16 protein-coding genes are annotated in these 16,752 nt (G+C 60.1%); 9 read left to right on the top strand and 7 right to left on the bottom strand.

Features of this window, described 5'->3' with window-relative positions; all coding sequences use genetic code 11:
- The first annotated feature begins 44 nt into the window (after window positions 1-44).
- A complete protein-coding gene (locus QOL81_RS15980) occupies window positions 45-731 on the top strand; it encodes a MarC family NAAT transporter (protein ID WP_038877591.1) in 687 nt (228 codons plus the stop codon).
- Window positions 732-771: 40 nt separating this feature from the next.
- Here the strand turns inward: QOL81_RS15980 and QOL81_RS15975 are convergent, their stop codons facing one another.
- From QOL81_RS15975 to QOL81_RS15950, 6 genes are all read right to left on the bottom strand, one after another.
- Entirely contained in the window at window positions 772-1,905 is a 1,134-nt protein-coding gene (locus tag QOL81_RS15975; protein WP_197757635.1) for an ABC transporter substrate-binding protein, read from the bottom strand.
- A gap of 150 nt (window positions 1,906-2,055) precedes the next feature.
- Window positions 2,056-3,339 (bottom strand): SLC5/6 family protein, encoded by a 1,284-nt coding sequence (locus tag QOL81_RS15970; RefSeq protein WP_197757633.1) that lies wholly within the window; start codon window positions 3,337-3,339, stop codon window positions 2,056-2,058.
- Between the two features lie 257 nt (window positions 3,340-3,596).
- Window positions 3,597-4,934 (bottom strand): c-type cytochrome, encoded by a 1,338-nt coding sequence (locus QOL81_RS15965; protein WP_060419230.1) that lies wholly within the window; start codon window positions 4,932-4,934, stop codon window positions 3,597-3,599.
- Window positions 4,935-4,946: 12 nt separating this feature from the next.
- On the bottom strand, window positions 4,947-6,728 hold the full coding sequence (locus tag QOL81_RS15960; protein ID WP_025302609.1) for a GMC family oxidoreductase: 1,782 nt from the start codon (window positions 6,726-6,728) through the stop codon (window positions 4,947-4,949).
- A 2-nt stretch (window positions 6,729-6,730) separates the two neighbouring features.
- Window positions 6,731-7,456: a gluconate 2-dehydrogenase subunit 3 family protein gene (locus QOL81_RS15955; RefSeq protein ID WP_038877597.1), complete on the bottom strand. Its 726-nt coding sequence runs from the start codon at window positions 7,454-7,456 to the stop codon at window positions 6,731-6,733.
- Between the two features lie 309 nt (window positions 7,457-7,765).
- Entirely contained in the window at window positions 7,766-8,431 is a 666-nt protein-coding gene (locus QOL81_RS15950; protein ID WP_049295470.1) for a transglycosylase SLT domain-containing protein, read from the bottom strand.
- A gap of 109 nt (window positions 8,432-8,540) precedes the next feature.
- On the opposite strand from QOL81_RS15950, the gene ghoS reads away from it, so the two are divergent.
- From ghoS to QOL81_RS15920, 6 genes are all read left to right on the top strand, one after another.
- Window positions 8,541-8,840, top strand: coding sequence for a type V toxin-antitoxin system endoribonuclease antitoxin GhoS (gene ghoS / locus QOL81_RS15945; RefSeq protein WP_060419232.1), 300 nt, complete (start codon window positions 8,541-8,543; stop codon window positions 8,838-8,840).
- A gap of 131 nt (window positions 8,841-8,971) precedes the next feature.
- Window positions 8,972-9,916, top strand: a complete 945-nt coding sequence (locus QOL81_RS15940) for a metal ABC transporter substrate-binding protein (RefSeq protein WP_060419234.1) — start codon at window positions 8,972-8,974, stop codon at window positions 9,914-9,916.
- Window positions 9,913-10,803, top strand: coding sequence for a manganese/iron ABC transporter ATP-binding protein (locus QOL81_RS15935; protein WP_047727680.1), 891 nt, complete (start codon window positions 9,913-9,915; stop codon window positions 10,801-10,803). Before QOL81_RS15940 ends, QOL81_RS15935 begins: the two co-directional genes overlap by 4 nt.
- Window positions 10,803-11,663 (top strand): iron/manganese ABC transporter permease subunit YfeC, encoded by an 861-nt coding sequence (gene yfeC / locus QOL81_RS15930; RefSeq protein WP_141959051.1) that lies wholly within the window; start codon window positions 10,803-10,805, stop codon window positions 11,661-11,663. The genes QOL81_RS15935 and yfeC overlap by 1 nt, the downstream gene beginning before the upstream one ends.
- Window positions 11,663-12,517 carry a metal ABC transporter permease gene (locus tag QOL81_RS15925; protein WP_283439925.1) on the top strand — a complete coding sequence of 285 codons (855 nt, stop codon included), beginning with the start codon at window positions 11,663-11,665 and terminating at the stop codon, window positions 12,515-12,517. Before yfeC ends, QOL81_RS15925 begins: the two co-directional genes overlap by 1 nt.
- A 237-nt stretch (window positions 12,518-12,754) precedes the next feature.
- Window positions 12,755-13,624: a fructosamine kinase family protein gene (locus QOL81_RS15920; protein WP_004931452.1), complete on the top strand. Its 870-nt coding sequence runs from the start codon at window positions 12,755-12,757 to the stop codon at window positions 13,622-13,624.
- A 35-nt stretch (window positions 13,625-13,659) separates the two neighbouring features.
- Here the strand turns inward: QOL81_RS15920 and QOL81_RS15915 are convergent, their stop codons facing one another.
- The gene (locus QOL81_RS15915) at window positions 13,660-14,220 is read right to left on the bottom strand and encodes a YniB family protein (protein ID WP_038877612.1); all 561 of its coding nucleotides are present in this window, start codon (window positions 14,218-14,220) and stop codon (window positions 13,660-13,662) included.
- A 185-nt stretch (window positions 14,221-14,405) separates the two neighbouring features.
- Here QOL81_RS15915 and QOL81_RS15910 point away from each other — a divergent pair, with 185 nt between their 5' ends.
- Together QOL81_RS15910 and hxpB are read left to right on the top strand one after the other, a co-directional pair.
- Window positions 14,406-15,686 carry an HdeD family acid-resistance protein gene (locus QOL81_RS15910; RefSeq protein WP_197804074.1) on the top strand — a complete coding sequence of 427 codons (1,281 nt, stop codon included), beginning with the start codon at window positions 14,406-14,408 and terminating at the stop codon, window positions 15,684-15,686.
- A gap of 64 nt (window positions 15,687-15,750) precedes the next feature.
- Window positions 15,751-16,416 carry a hexitol phosphatase HxpB gene (gene hxpB / locus QOL81_RS15905; protein ID WP_049198577.1) on the top strand — a complete coding sequence of 222 codons (666 nt, stop codon included), beginning with the start codon at window positions 15,751-15,753 and terminating at the stop codon, window positions 16,414-16,416.
- Window positions 16,417-16,752: the final 336 nt, after the last annotated feature.

The raw sequence follows: 16,752 nt of genomic DNA, 5'->3' as shown, positions 1-16,752 counted from the left end.
TGGGCCGCCGCCTGGCGGCTTGAACGTTGCACAGGGAGTTTTTTATGACGGGTATTTTGCAGTTATTCCAGGCCATCGGACTGGGTTTGGTGCTGCTGTTGCCGCTGGCCAACCCGCTGACCACGGTGGCGTTGCTGCTCGGGTTGTCCGGCAATATGACGCGCGAAGAGCGTAACCAGCAGTCGCTGATGGCCTCGGTTTATGTGTTCTGCATCATGACGGTGGCGTTTTACGCCGGGCAGGTGGTGATGAACACCTTCGGCATTTCGATCCCCGGCCTGCGCATCGCCGGCGGGCTGATCGTCGCCTTCATCGGTTTTCGCATGTTGTTCCCCCAGCAGAGCCCTGAAGAGGCACCGGAGGTAGAAAGCAAGTCGCACGAGCTGCGCCATAAGACGTCGGCCAACATCGCCTTCGTGCCGTTGGCCATGCCGAGCACCGCCGGGCCGGGTACCATCGCGATGATCATCAGCTCGGCGTCGAGCGTCAAAGCGAACACGCTGGGTTTTGAACCCTGGGTACTGGCCGTGGCGCCGGTTGCCATCTTCCTGACGGTCGCGGTGATCCTGTGGGGCTGCCTGCTCAGTTCCGGCGCCATCATGCGCTTGGTGGGGAAAAGCGGCATCGAGGCGATCTCTCGCCTGATGGGCTTCCTGCTGGTGTGCATGGGCGTGCAGTTCATCATCAACGGCGTACTGGAGATTATCTCCACCTATACGCCGGCCGCCTGACGATAAAAAACGGGCGCGATGATCGTCGCGCCCGTTGCCGTTATTTCCCCGCCGGCGCCTGCGCGCCCAAAATGCCCTTGCCTTCCGGCACTTCGGTAAAGCGGCTGAGGATCTCGCTGTAGGTCTTGGCCGGATCCAGATCCGGGAACTGCGCCGGATAGATAAACTTCGCCAGATACTCCAGCCCGACGATGTTGTACGGGTGGTTGTAGAAGTTATGGTAGATGCCGTAGAACCGCCCTTCCTTCACCGCCGACACCTGAGCGAACCCCGGGCGCTGCTTCATCCGGTTGAAAGCCTCATCCACCTGCTGCTGCGTCACGCCATAGCCAAACGGCACCGCGGCGTTGGTCTTGCTGGCCCACTGCGAACCGGAAACGATGTAGGCGTCCGGCTTCATGGCGATCACTTTTTCCAGCGCCACGTCGCCGGTGGCGCCCGGCAGCAGCGCAGAGCCGATATTGCGCGCGCCGACCGCTTCCACCAGCGCGCCCCAGCCGACGTGGGCGTGGGTATAGCAGCAGGACTCCAGCCCGTTCAGGCCGGCCTTGGCTTCAAAGAACACCAGCGGCTTGGGTTCCACCGCCTGCGTCTTGGCCAGAATGGCCTGATAGTGCTGCTGATAATAATCGGTATATTGCTTGGCTTCGCTTTCGCGGTTGAGGGTTTCCCCCAGCAGCGTCACGCTTTTCGGCGTGTTTTCCACCGGCTTGAGCATGGTGTCGATAAACAACACCGGCACGTTCAACGCCTTCAGCTTATCCAGCACGCCGGTTTGGCTCAGCGAAGGTTTGGAACGCAGCTGGGCGATCATCAGATCGGGGCGTTTGGCGATCACGCTTTCCAGATTGACTTCGCCCTTGTCGCTGAACCCCATATCGATGATGTTTTTCGCCGCCGGCCATTTGCTTTGCAAGATGTCCCAGGTCGCCGCATCGCTTTTCTTCAGCAGGTTGTTCCAGGCCACCAGCCGATCGAACGGGTTGGCGCGATCGAGCAGCGCCAGCGTGAGAATATCGCGCCCGTCCTGCACCACGATGCGTTTTGGCTCTTGCTGGAGGGTGAGCGTCTGGCCGGAAGTGTCGGTCAGGGTCAGCGGATAGGTAGTGGCCATCGCCGGGGCGGAAAGCACGGCGGCGCAAACCAGCGCCGACAGAGTAATTCGACGGTGCACGAAAAGCTCCTTGGTAAACAATTCAACCAGGGAATAGTAATGAGAATGGCTAGCATTATCAAAGGTCACGCCGCGTTGCCCGGCGATTAATTGCAAAGGGATGTGTAATGCGGGATGAAGAGGCGCGCCGGAAGCGGCGCGCCCTGAGGATCACACCAGGCCGTAGATCAGCGCCGACAGCGCAATCAAGCCCATCACCAGTACGAATACGTTGCTCGCCGCGCGGTATTGGCGCATTGCCGGCACCGCGCGTACCGCGTACATCGGCAGGATGAACAGGATGGCGGCAATCAGCGGGCCGCTGATGGTTTCAATGATGTGCAGCGCGCTGGGGTTCCACACCGTCGCCGCCCAGGTGAGCAGGAACAGCGACACCGCCGAGATGCGGTGCGTCATACGCGAACTGAGCGGTTTGCCGACCGCGCGCGTGACGCCGTCGATCAGGCTGGTCGCCCCTTCCGTCACCCCCAGCGAGGTGCCGAGATAGGATTTGGCCATTGCCAACATCGCCATTACCGGGCCGAGATAGGCGATCAGCGGGTTGGAGAACTTGTTGGCCAGCGTGGTCAGCACCGTGATGTTCTGGTCTTTCGCCTGCTGCATGTCTTCATGGGACAGGCTCAGCACGCAGCTGAACACGAAAAACAGCACGGTGACGCAGATCAGCACATAGCTGTAGCGCATGATGCGCGCGCAGCGGCGTTCCGCCTTATCGCCATACAGGCTCTTCTGCGTCGAGGCGAAGGAAGAGATGATCGGCGCATGGCTGAAGGAGAACACCATCACCGGCACCGCCAGCCACAGCGAATGCCACAGCCCCGGCGTGTCGAAGCGGGTGGCGGCCAGGCCATTAACGAAGTTGGCGGTATTCCAGCTCGGCATCAGGTACAGCGAAATGCCCATCAGGAACACCAACAGCGGGAACACCAGCATGCCCATCGCCGCCACGATGCTGTCTTTGCCGCGCAGCAGCACCAGATTGAGCACCACCACTACCGCCAGACTCAGCCAGATGCGCGGCAGCGGCGCCACGTGGAACTGATGGATCAGGAAGCTGTCCAGCGCGTTGGTGATCGAAATGCTGTACACCAGCACGATCGGGAAGAACGCCATCAGATACAGCATCATGATGATTTTGCCGGCCAGCACGCCGAAGTGTTCCACCACCACATCGTGAATATTGCCGTCGCGGCTGGAGCCGGACAGCACGAAGCGGCTGAGCGCGCGGTGCGGCAAATAGGTCAGCGGGAAAGCGAACAGCGCCATCAACAGCAGCACCAGCGGGCCGTTCAAACCGGCGTTGATCGGCAAGAACAGCGTGCCGGCACCCACCGCGGTGGCATAAAGACCAAACATCCAGACGGTGTCGGTTTTGTTCCATTTGGCTGGCTGAGCGGCCGTCAGCGTGCCTGAATCGGGAGAAATCGTACTCATGAGACAGTCTACCTTAATCTGCGGCGCCAACGATTGCGCCTAACGGGATATCCTTCTCCGCGAACTTTTTAATAGTAATCAGTGAATTAAAGCGATATTTCATACTTACGCCTGATGAAAGGACGGCAAAGGATAATGAAAAATCCCCTGCGGGTCTATGTTTTATCGGCCGAACGGGCAATTTGCGAACAGGAAATGCTGAAAAAATCGGCATACACAGAAAAAACTAAGGGCCCCTTGCGGAGCCCTTAAGCGGTTTACTTCTTCGCGTCCGGATGGTCCGGCACCTCGGCGCTGCCCATCTCCTTCTCGTCGCGGATCATCGAGCGGTCTTTACGCACGTCGGCCACGTCGGAGGCGCTCACCGGTTTGGCGCTGTTGCCCCAGCTGGTACGGATGAAGTTCACCACGTCCGCCACCTGCTGATCGTTCAGACGCCAGCCGAACGGCGGCATGGTGATGTTGGACACCGCCCCCTGCACCGCCGGCGTAGTGTTGCCGGTCAGCACGATGTGGATCAGCGAGGTCGCGTCCTCGGTCTGCACCACCGGGTTGCCCTTCAGCGACGGGAAGGCGCGCTTGTAGCCCACGCCGTCGGTGCGGTGGCAGGCCGCGCAGTTATCGACATACAGCGCCGCGCCGGGCTTGCTGTCGTCGCCGCGCCACAGATCCTTGGCCACGCTGTCTTCGACCGGCGCCGCCTGCTGTTTGCCGTCTTTCGGCGGCAGCGATTTCAGGTAGCGTGCGATGGCGGTCAGATCGTCGTCGCTCAGGTATTGCAGGCTGTGCTCCACCACGTCGCTCATGCCGCCAAACACGATCGCCTTGTCGTTACGGCCGGTTTTCAGGAACTCGGTCAGCTCGGCTTCGCTCCAGCTGCCCAGGCCATCCTTACGGTCGCTGCGCAGGCTGGAAGCCACCCATCCGTCGATCGGCGCGTTGCTGCCGGACAGATAGTCGTCGCTTTCGCTGTTGCTCAACGCTTTTTCCTGCATGGTGATGCTGCGCGGGGTATGGCAAGCGCCGCAGTGGCCCAGGCCTTCCACCAGATAACGACCGCGTTCAATCACCGGATCGGCTTTGGCGTCAGCCACGAAGTCCGCCGGCGACGGCGCAAACATGCCGCGCCAGATGCTCAGCGGCCAGCGCATCGACAGCGGCCACGGGATGTCGGAATCCTTGTTGGCCTGCTCCACCGGCTGCACGCCGTGCATGAAATAGGCATACATGGCGCGCATGTCTTCCTCTTTCACCAGCGCGAACGACGGGTACGGCATCGCTGGGTACAGGGTGCTGCCGTTTTTGGCTACGCCCTTACGCACCGCGTTGTCGAAATCCTCGAAGCTGTAATCGCCGATGCCGGTTTTCTTGTCCGGCGTGATGTTGGTGGAGTAGATGGTGCCGATCGGCGTCTCCATCGCCAGACCGCCGGCGAAGGTTTTGCCGCTCTTGCCGTCGGTGTGGCAGGCCACGCAGTCGCCGGCGCGCGCCAGGTATTCACCGCGCTTGATAAGCTCGCTGCTGACGGTGGCGTCCTGCGCCCAAACGGAAAAACTCACTGCACTGAGAACCAGTGCCGGTACAAATGCTTTCATCGTTCGCCGTCCTTATGCCTGCACCAATGGGCCTGGGTTTTTCAGATACTGCTCGCGAATAGCGCGGGCAGACCAGTAAGCCAGCGCCGCCACGGTGCCGGTCGGGTTGTAGCCCAGCCCCTGCGGGAAGGCCGAGGCACCGATCGAGAACACGTTGTGTACGTCCCAGCTCTGCAGATAGCGGTTGACCGCGCTGGTCTTCGGATCTTCCCCCATTACCGCGCCGCCGTTCATGTGGGTGGTCTGGTAGCTGGTGGTATCGAAGTGACTGTTGGCGTTTTTCGGGCTGCCGGCGATCAGTTTCGGGTTCATCGCCTTGGCGATCGGCGCCATCTTGTCGTACATGAACTGCGCCATCTTGATATCGTTTTCCTGCCAGTCGAACGTCATGCGCAGCAGCGGCTGGCCAAAGACGTTCTTGTAGTTGGGATCGAGATCCAGATAGTTATTGCGGTACGACTGGTGCGCGCCGTGGGCGTCCATCGAAACGTGGTGGGTGTAGGCATCCGCCACCGCCGCTTTCCACTTGCTGCCCCAGGCCGGGGTGCCCGGCGGGGTCGGCAGGCCGGAGATCGGCTTGGTGCCCGCCTGGTTGACCCAGAACGGCGAACCGCCGACGAAGCCTTCTTTGGCGTGGTCGAAGTTATCGGCGTTAAAGTCGTCCACGCCCACGCCGTTGCCGCCGGCGCCGATGAACGGGTTGGTAAACACGTCTTTATCGAAGAACGCCTTGATGGTGGTCATGTTCTGGTAGGCGAAGTTGCGCCCGACCACGCCTTCGCCGGTCACCGGATCGTAAGGCTTGCCGATGCCGGACAGCAGCATCAGGTGCACGTTGTGGAACTGGAACGCGCCCAGGATCACCAGATCGGCCGGCTGTTCAATCTCGCGGCCCTGCGCATCGACGTAGTTCACGCCGGTGGCGCGGGACTTGTCGTCGGTCAGGTTGACCTTCAGCACGTTGGCGTTGGTGCGCAGCTCGAAGCGTTTTTCCATGCGCAGCGCCGGCAGAATGTTGACGTTCGGCGAAGCTTTGGAATACATGTAGCAGGCGTAGCCGCTGCAGAAACCACAGAAGTTGCACGGGCCCATCTGCGCGCCGTACGGGTTGGTGTAAGAGTCCGAGGTGTTGGCGGACGGCAGGTTGTAAGGGTGGTAACCCACCTCCAGCGCCGCTTTCTCGAACAGCTGGGCGGAGTAGGTATTTTTCTGCGCCGGCAGCGGGAAGTCGCTGGAGCGATCTGCCGCAAAGCGGTTGCCGCCCTTCTGCGCCACTTTCTGCCCTTTGATGGTCCAGGCGGTGCCGGAGGTGCCGAACACTTTCTCCGCTTTGTCGAAGAACGGTTCCAGCTCGTCGTAGGTCACGCCGAAGTCCTGGATGGTCATGTCCTTCGGAATGAAGTTTTTGCCGTAGCGCTCTTCATAGTGGCTGCGCATGCGCAGTTCGATCGGATCGACGCGGAAATGCACGCCCGACCAGTGCAGGCCGGCGCCGCCGACGCCGGTGCCCGGCAGGAACGCCGCCAGTTGGCGGTAAGGCACCGCGGTCTGGCTGCTGTTGTGACGAATGGTGACGGTGCTTTTCGACAGATCCTGGAACAGCTTGCGGCGGATGTTATAGGTCAGCTCATCGATCACCTGCGGATAAGACCCGTCCGGATAGGTGTCGCGCATCGGGCCGCGCTCCAGCGCCACCACGTTGAGGCCGGCCTCGGTCAGCTCTTTGGCCATGATCGCGCCCACCCAGCCGAAGCCGACGATCACCGCATCTACTTTTTTCATTACCGTTGCCATGATTAGCCCCTCTCCCCACGAATCGAGACCGGCGGGAAGGGATAACGCTCCCCTCGCTCAACCCAGTCCATAAAATCGGCGCGCGCGCCCGGAAAATTAATCAGCTTCCAGCCCACCATGTCTTTGTTGCCGCCATGGATAGGATCGCTGAAGAAACCTTCGCGGGTGTTTTGCAGCAGATAGGAGAAGAACAGTTTCGACGGCAGCTGCTGGAACTCCGCCTCGCCGGACTCGAACTTTTGCAGCATGGCGTCTTGCTGCGCGCCATCCAGTTCGGCGAAAGGCTTGCCGGCGGTTTTCTTGCTGTAGGCGTCGGCGTCACTGATGCCGAGGTTGTAGATTTGTTTGGGCACCAGCGGCAGCTGATAGCCCATCTCCTTCGGCACATCGGGGTTGAACGGCCCCTGCATGTACCAGATGGAGCCGGTGGCGTACGGGGTATTCATCTGGCGATCAATAAACTCCGGCACGCCGGCTTCCAGTGCGCCAGGGCCGCGTTCATCGGCCGGGATCAGGCGCGCGACGGCGGCCTTGATGAAGGCCCACTCTTCCGGGGTGAAAAAGGTCGGTTGGTAATCGTTCTGCGTTGTGGTGTTCGAGGCCGCGACCGCCGGTGTCGGTGCCGTCAGCGCGCCAACGCCGCTGCCACCAATCACCGCCGCAGGAATTAAGGTCATCGATTTCAACAAGAAATCGCGCCGCGAATTGTTGGTTTTATGGTTCGACATGTCACATTCCATCCAAAGATAGTCACAACTATTTAACCGCAACCTTGCGATCGATACGGGTTTTTAAAATAATTTGTTACTTATTTGTATATTTATTGAAGGTCACAATGCGCGCAAAAGCAAAAATGTTACCGGTAACTTATTGAATGAACGTAAAGATTTATCTGCTAACGTAAATTTAACTTTTTGTGCGGTTTTTCCGATAAGCGGAGAGGAAATAACGAAAAATGAGAAGTAGGTCGCGCACTGGAACGGCGCCGGAAACAAAATCGGCCGCGTTCAGCGGCCGATTTGAAGAAGGATGGCAGGCTACGGCGACATCGCCTGGTAGGCGGTGGTCACCTTCCACAAATAGCGCGGCGCCTGCGGTGCCGGGTGCTTTTTCTGGATGTGCTGATAAAACTCATCCGGGCTCATCTGATTGATGCGATTGACCGCCACGCGCTTGTCCGAGGAGAAGGTGCGCAACATGGCGCCCGCCCCGTTCACGTACGAAACGATGGTGGCATAACGCAAAGTCTGTGGGTTGTTGATCCCGGCTAGCTGCTGGCTTTGAAGAATATTGATATAGGCCGTTCCCAGATCAATATTGACCGCCGGATCCTTCAGCTCTCGCGAGCTGGGTTGCCCGCTTCGTCCTTTCATGCGATAGGCGTCGCGGCCGGCGGTAGAAGCCTTAAGCTGCATCAATCCCACTGCGTTCGAGGTGCTGACCACGTTCGGGTTAAACCCGGACTCCACCTGAATAATCGCTTTAATCAGCGTTTCGTCGACGCCATAGTTGCTGGCGGCCTGACGAATGTAATCGTTATAAACAACCGGCGTGCCTGTGCGATTTACCGGTGCCTGCGGAGGGGGTTTTAACCAACCGCCGCGTGTTGTGCCACTGCCTGAAATATTGCTTGCCGTTTGCGGGTCTTTGGCGCACCCCGACAAAAGTAAAATTGCCGTAAGGCAACCTATTTTTGTTTTCACAGAATCCCTCACTCCTTTCAATGAGTTGCGTAGCATATACAACTTGTAAGGACACCTGCAGTAATTTTTTGGACTAATCTCAAGCTATCCATATACCAAGAGGTGATTTATGAGTCAATCTGCAACAAGCTGCTTTGTGGTGACTTTTCGCTATCAGGAAGAAGGATTGACCGACCTGGCGAAGCTGACCGGGCAATTGACGCGGGAGGGTTTTGTCACGTCGGTGACAGACGAGAATGGCGTTCACCACGAACTCGGCAGCAACAGTTTTGCGTTTATAACCGTGCTGGATCAAGAGGATGTACAGCGGCTGGCGCAGGGGTTCGGGCAGTTGGCCTTGGGAAAACAGCCGGAGGTGACTATATGCAGCTGTAAGGACTACCTTCAGCGGTTACATACTGATACATAAAATGCTATAACTCCCCGGACGGTATTATTTTTTCAGTTGGAGAAATACCCCGCCGGCGGTGGGCAAGTGACGCTTGACTTCGCTTCAATTGATATTGATAATCATTTTCATTTGAACCAGGAGACGTCATCATGCCATTGATAAGTTGCGCTTTTCGCCGTAGTCGCCTTCCCCGCGCTGCCGCACTGTTACGCCCTTTCACGCTCGCCTGCCTGCTGCTCGGCGCCGCTATGGCCAGCCCACACGCGCTGGCGGAAAAGAAGCTGCGCGTGGTGACCACCTTTACCATCATTCAGGACATCGCCCAGAACGTGGCGGGTGACGCCGCCGTGGTAGAATCCATCACCAAACCGGGTGCCGAGATCCACGACTATCAACCTACCCCGCGCGATATCGTCAAGGCGCAGCACGCCGATCTGATCCTGTGGAACGGCATGAACCTGGAACGCTGGTTCCAGCGCTTCTTCGAGAACATCAAGCAGGTGCCGGCGGCGGTCGTGACCGAAGGCATCACCCCACTGCCGATCCGCGAAGGGCCGTATAACGGCAACCCGAACCCGCATGCCTGGATGTCGCCGAGCAACGCGCTGGTGTACATCGAGAACATCCGTAAGGCGCTGGTAGAGCACGATCCGGCCCATGCAGAAACCTACAACCGCAACGCCAAGGCCTACGCAGAGAAGATCGGCGCGCTGGACGCCCCGCTGCGCGAACGCCTGGCGCGCATTCCTGCCGCACAGCGTTGGCTGGTGACCAGCGAAGGCGCCTTCAGCTATCTGGCGCAGGACTACCAGCTGAAAGAAGTTTATCTTTGGCCGATCAACGCCGATGAGCAAGGCTCGCCGCAGCAGGTGCGCCGGGTGATCGACGCGGTGCGCGCCCACCATATTCCTGTGGTGTTCAGCGAGAGCACCATTTCCGACAAGCCGGCCAAGCAGGTGGCGAAAGAGACCGGCGCCAAATACGGCGGCGTGCTGTACGTGGATTCGCTGTCCACCCGCGATGGCCCGGTGCCGACCTATATCGACCTGCTCAACACCACCGTGCAAACCATCGCCAAAGGATTCGATCAATGACCCATGAACCGTTTGTCCGCCCTGAATTGAACGTGGACGACGTCACCGTAACCTACAACAACGGGCACACCGCCATTCACAACGCCAGCTTTACCCTGAGCGGCGGCTCGATCTGCGCGCTGGTCGGCGTCAACGGCAGCGGCAAATCGACGCTGTTCAAAAGCATCATGGGCCTGGTCAGGCCCACTGCCGGCCAGGTCTCGCTGAGCGACAAACCGGTGGCGGACGCGCTGAAAAAGAACCTGATCGCCTACGTGCCGCAGACCGAAGACGTCGACTGGAACTTCCCGGTGCTGGTGGAAGACGTGGTGATGATGGGCCGTTACGGCAAGATGAACTTCCTGCGCATCCCGTCGCGCGAAGACCGGCTGCGGGTCGACAAGGCGCTGGAACGCGTCGGCCTGAGCGAGCTGCGCAGCCGGCAGATCGGCGAGCTGTCCGGCGGCCAGAAAAAACGCGTGTTTCTGGCGCGCGCGCTGGCGCAACAGGGCACGGTACTGCTGCTGGACGAGCCGTTCACCGGCGTGGATGTAAAAACCGAGAACGCCATTATCGAGCTGCTGCGCGCGCTGCGCGACGAGGGGCACCTGATCCTGGTTTCCACCCATAACCTCGGCAGCGTGCCGGAGTTTTGCGATCGGGTGATCCTCATCAACCGCACTGTGCTGGCCGCCGGCCCGACCGAGACCACCTTCACCCAGAGCAACCTGGAACAGGCGTTCGGCGGCGTGCTGCGCCATATCAACCTCTCCGGCCCGGATCTGCACGACGACAACGATCCGCGCACCGTTACGGTGTTGACCGACGATGAACGCCCCGCGGTGTTCTACGGCCACACCAAGAGCGATCCGCCGGCCAACAGCCAGGCCAGGGAGAAACAATCCTGATGCTGGACCTTCTGCTGCAACCTTTCAGTTATAACTACATGGTGAAAGCCATCTGGGTCAGCGCCATCGTCGGCGCCGCCTGCGCGTTCCTCTCCGCCTACCTGATGTTGAAAGGGTGGTCGCTGATGGGCGACGCGCTGTCGCACTCAGTGGTGCCCGGCGTAGCCGGCGCCTACGCCCTCGGCCTGCCCTACGCCGCCGGCGCTTTCTTCACCGGCATGCTGGCGGCGCTGGCGATGACGCTGGTGCGCCATATCACCCGGCTGCGCGAAGACGCCATCATCGGCTTTATCTTCTCCACCTTCTTCGCCGTCGGCCTGCTGATCGTGTCGCTCAACCCCACCTCGGTCAACGTACAGTCGATCATCTTCGGCAATATCCTCGGCATCGCCGACGAAGACGTGCTGCAGGTGGAAATCATCATCGGCGTTTCGCTGCTGATCCTGTGCCTGGTGTGGAAAGACCTGCTGGCGGTGTTCTTCGACGAAAGCCACGCGGTGTCGATCGGCCTGTCGCCGCTAAAGCTGAAGATCCTGTTCTTCACCCTGCTTAGCGCCTGCACCGTCGCCGCGCTGCAAACCGTCGGCGCCATTTTGGTGATCGCCATGGTGATCACGCCGGGCGCCACCGCCTACCTGCTGACCGATCGCTTCAGCCGGCTGGTGATCATCGCCATCATCATCGGTTCGCTGACCAGCGGCGTCGGCGCCTACCTGAGTTTCTTCCTCGACGGTGCCACCGGGGGCGTGATCGTCACCCTGCAAACGCTGGTGTTTCTGACGGCGTTCTTCTTCGCGCCGAAACACGGCCTGCTGGCGTCCCGGCGCCGCGTGGCGCATTCGCAAACCGGAGGCCGCTGATGGACACCCTGTATCAACTGCTCAGCGAACCCTTCGCCTACCCGTTCATGCAGCGGGCGATCGTCGCCGCCATCGTCACCGGCGTAGTGTGCGCCGTGCTCTCCTGCTATCTGGTGCTCAAAGGCTGGTCGCTGATGGGCGACGCCATCTCGCACGCGGTGCTGCCCGGCATCGTGGTGGCGTTCGTGGTCGGCATCCCGCTGGCGATCGGCGCGTTCCTCTCCGGCATCTTTTGCGCGGTAGCCACCGGCTACCTGAAAGAGAACAGCCGGGTGAAAGAAGACACGGTGATGGGCATCGTCTTTTCCGGCATGTTCGCCTTCGGCCTGGTGCTGTTCTCGCGCATCGATACCGACCAGCACCTGAGCCACATTCTGTTCGGCAACATGCTGGGCATTACCGACGGCGAGCTGAAGCAAACCCTGCTGATCGCCGGCATCACCCTGGCGGTGGTGCTGCTCAAGCGTAAAGACTTCCTGCTGTACTGCTTCGATCCGCATCATGCGCGGGTGATTGGCCTGCCGGTCAAGCTGCTGCACTACGGGCTGCTGTGCCTGCTGGCGATGACCATCGTCGCCTCGCTGCAGGCCGTGGGGGTGATCCTGGTGATCGCCATGCTGATCGCCCCCGGCATCATCGCCTTTATGCTGTGCCGCCGCTTCGACCGCATGCTGATGGTGGCGACGATAGTATCGGTGTTCTCCTGCGTGCTCGGCACCCTGATCAGCTTCCACATCGACGGCGCCACCGGCCCCTGCATCGTCATCGTACAGGCCGTGCTGTTCGTTATCGCCTTGTTGTACAGCAAGCTGCGTCCGTTACAGCGTAACCAAAGCGCCCTCACCGGCGGTTAACTCACCGATGCGGCGATGCCCTCTGCTCGCCGCATCACCTTCCCCCGCTCATCGCGTCGTTGTCATCAAGTTGCAACCGGTATTGCGCTTAAATTAATCAATAGGGTATATACTTTGAGCTGGCGAGGCGCTGAAAAAATCGCCGCCTTTGACGCCGGCTGTGCGCCGCGTCGTGTTTTCACCACGGGAAAGACGCTAACCTAATGAATTATCAGGCAGCACAGAGGGGGAAATACCATGTGGCAAGCCGTTAGCCGTCTGTTAAGTGAACATCTTGGCAGCGCAGAGATACGCGAAAGGATTGAACTGCCCGGGGGCGACATTCACCCGGCGTGGCGCGTGAGTTACGGTGACAACGAGGTGTTCGTGAAATGCGACGCCCGTGAACAACTGCCGATATTCACCGCCGAGGCCGATCAGCTGGCGTTGCTGGCGCGCAGCAAAAGCGTGCGGGTGCCGGAAGTGTACGGCGTCGGCAGCGATCGCGACTACAGCTTCCTGCTGCTGGAGTATCAGCAGCTGAAACCCCTCGACGCCCACGGCGCCTACTGTCTGGGCCAGCAGCTGGCGCACCTGCACCAGTGGAGCGAGCAACCGCAGTTCGGCCTCGACTTCGACAGCGATCTGACCACCACCCCGCAACCCAACGCCTGGCAGCGCCGCTGGTCGGAATTCTTCGCCGAACAGCGCATCGGCTGGCAGCTGCAGCTGGCGGCCGAGAAAGGCATGACCTTCGGTGACATCGACGACATCGTCGATCGGGTGTATCTGCGCTTGCAGCACCACCAGCCGCAGCCTTCGCTGCTGCACGGCAACCTGTGGCCAGGCAACTGCGCGATGACCGCCCACGGGCCGATCCTATTCGATCCGGCCAGCTACTGGGGCGACCGGGAGTGCGATTTGGCGATGCTGCCGCTGTACCCCGAGCTGCCGCCGCAGATCTACGACGGCTATCAGAGCGTATGGCCGCTGGGAGCCGGATTTATCGAGCGTCAGCCGCTGTATCAGCTGTACTACCTGCTCAACCGCAGCAACCTGTTCGGCGGCCAGCATCTGGTGGCTGCGCAACGCGCGGTGGAGGCGCTGCTGCAGCCCGAGGCGTCATAACGTTCCGGGGCGCCGCTCGGCGCCCCGTTCATGGTTCAGGCCGCGCCGGCCAGCTGCCCCAACAGGCGGATCACGAACCAGGCGATCACCGCAATCACGATCGGCAGGATATACAGCGGGAAGTACTGCAGGAAGATGGTGTGGTGCGGCAGCGTGATGCGCGCCTCCAGCTGCTGGCGCGTGTGCCCTTCGCTGCCCTTGGCCTGCTCCAGGATCATCTGGTCTTCCAACCCTTCGCGGATGAACTTGACCTGGCGCGACATGCGTGCGCCGGAAGCCTGCAGCGCCAACCCGACGAAGATCAGTATGTAGATAATGATGAACATCAGATTGGCGCCGCTGAACAGGCTTTTATCCACGTCAGGCACCGGCGAGTTGTACCAGAAAAGGTTCAGGAACGGCGTATTGAAACGCACCATGTCCACCATCACGTGGACAAAATCCAGCATCACCGCGTTGATGCCCTTGGTTTTTTCACTGTGCTGATAGATGAAGCCCAGCACGGAAATCAGCGTCGACAGCAACGCCGGGATAAAAACCACCCATCCGAGAATGCGTTTCAAAATGGCGATACGCCCGGCCTGTTGATACGTCATGTGTTCCCCTTGTTAGCGACGTAACCGAATCGGCTAAGTCTACCTGCAGTTGGCGAAACTCGCCCACCGTTTTCTTCATTCCCGCTGTGCTACAAGCTTAGCCGAATTCGCCGAAATCAACTGCTTAACGACGTTCGCGCACTATCATTGAAGAGATAACGTTACCCGTTTAATCAGAGGCCGTCATGATTCGACTGATTATCTTATTGCTGGGCGCGCAGGCGCTGCACGGCCAGCGCCGCCTGCTGGTGCTGTTCGGCTGGCTGTGGGTAGCCGCAGGGGCGCTGATGCTGTTCGACATCCTGCAGGATGGCCGGTCCGTGCTGGCGCTGGATGCGCTGGCGGTCATCCTGGCGCTGGAGGGGCTGGTGGCGATATCCGCCGCGCTGGTGATCGGCTCTTCGGCCAGCCGGCCGGTGCTGCTTAAGGGGCTGGGCTTCGTGTTTATGGCCTTTTTAATGTTGGACGTGCCCGCAGACGATAACATCGTCGCCACCGTGGTGTTTGGCAGCGCGCTGCTGCTTGACGGCGCCGTGCGCATCGCCTCCTCCACGGTGATTCAACACAGCCGATGGAAAGCCGTGGCGCTGGCGGGCGGCGGCGAAATCCTGCTTTCGTTGATGATTTTTGTCGGCTGGCCGGCGCCGCATCGGATGACGGTGCCCTTTTGCCTCGGCGTGATGATGGTGCTTTCCGGCTGGGCTTTATTGCGCATCGCCCGGAGACTGACAAGCTTTTCTCTGAATCAGCACCCAACCCGGCAGCCACCGCCCCCGGCGGATGAGACTGCGCCGCTCACGGTGTATGTCTGGACACCGATTGGTGCGGCTAAAGATCCGCGCCGACGTTACATCGTCGACCGATACATCGCGGCGGTCGACAACGGCGGCAATATCTCCACCGGTCATGCCGCCCTGGCGCTCGCGCCGGATGTGTATATCAGTCACTACCCGCTCAACGACATCAGCCATTCCGTTCAGGATTTCCGCCAGTTGTTGCATGCCGGCGAACAGAACAACGTCGACGGACGTTTCCTGCCCGACCTGTCGGGCGAGATCGCCGCCTGGTGCCCCCCGGACAAGAAAATTCAGTTCTATCGCTATAACCCGGCGGCGCTGCGCGCATTCTGGTTACGCTACCGACAGGATGCGACTTACAACCTGACCCGGCGTAACTGCTCCACCACGGTCATCGGCGCGCTCGACAGTGCGCTGGAGGGCGTGCTGGGCGATAAACATCTGTGGCGCCGTTTTCTGTTATTGGTGCTGGATCCCAATCTGTGGATGCTGGCGGTACTGCGCAGCCGTGGCGAAAGCATGACCTGGACGCCGGGGTTGGTGCTGGACTATGCGCGCATGTTGCAACAGGTTACCGAGCGCCAACACCAACGCTGGTGGCTAAAGTTGCGCGAGATGTGGAATATCCTTCGCTTTGGCAAAAGCCAAACGCGCAGGCAAAGATTTTAGTCTCGCCGTCGGCGATGATAGAGTGTCGGGCACATTCACCCGCGCCGGCAGGAGTTAACCGTTAATGGCTTATTCGCAACGCATTGAAACCGCAATTTTTGATATGGACGGCTTGTTGATCGATTCGGAACCGCTGTGGCTGCAGGCCGAGCTGGATATCTTCGGCGCGCTGGGTCTGGATCTGTCCGATCGCCACAAACTGCCGGACACCCTGGGGCTGCGCATCGATCTGGTGGTGAAAATGTGGTACCAGGCGATGCCGTGGCAAGGGGTTTCGCTCGATGAGGTGTCGGCAAGGATTATCGAACGCGCCATCGAGCTGGTGCACGAGACGCGCCCGCTGCTGCCGGGGGTCCGGCAGGCGCTGGAACTGTGCCGCGAGCAGGGGCTGAACATCGGTCTCGCCTCCGCCTCGCCGCTGCACATGCAACAGCAGGTGCTGAAGATGTTCGATCTTGAGGGCTACTTCGATCAGCTGGTTTCCGCCGAATACCTGCCGTACAGCAAACCGCACCCGGAGGTCTACCTGATCGCCGCCGAACGGCTGGGCAGCGATCCGCTGCGCTGCATCACGCTGGAAGACTCCTTTAACGGCATGATCGCCACCAAGGCCGCGCGCATGCGCTCCATCGTGATCCCGGCCGCCGAATACCGCCACGATCCGCGCTGGGCGCTGGCAGACCACCAGCTGGAGACCCTGGAACAGCTCACCCCCGCCCACTTTGCCTGACCTGCGGCGCCGGCCACCGGCGCCCTGGCTTTCCGCTCAGCGCCATAAAAGGGATCCGTGCCGCAAAACAAACGAAACAGCGTTTCATTATTATTGAATCGGCATGCTGTTGTTATTATGCTGGGCGGCAGGGAAAGCGACGGTCCGCGAAACGTTGTCACTGCCACGCAGCGCTCTTCGCGGCCGCCGCTTCCTCCCGCCGCTGCGTACTGAAAACCGCCCTTATTTCTCTCCGTTCCGCACCGCCCATTGCCCGCTTTTTGTTCACGCCCGTCAAAAGCGATGATTTGTTACGCATTGCCGTAACAAGCCGTTGTAAAACCGGGAAAAATAAAC

This window comes from Serratia sp. CC22-02 (assembly GCF_900182895.1).
GTDB classification, from domain to species: Bacteria; Pseudomonadota; Gammaproteobacteria; order Enterobacterales; family Enterobacteriaceae; genus Serratia; species Serratia nevei.
This window is presented reverse-complemented; position numbering and strand designations above follow the sequence as displayed.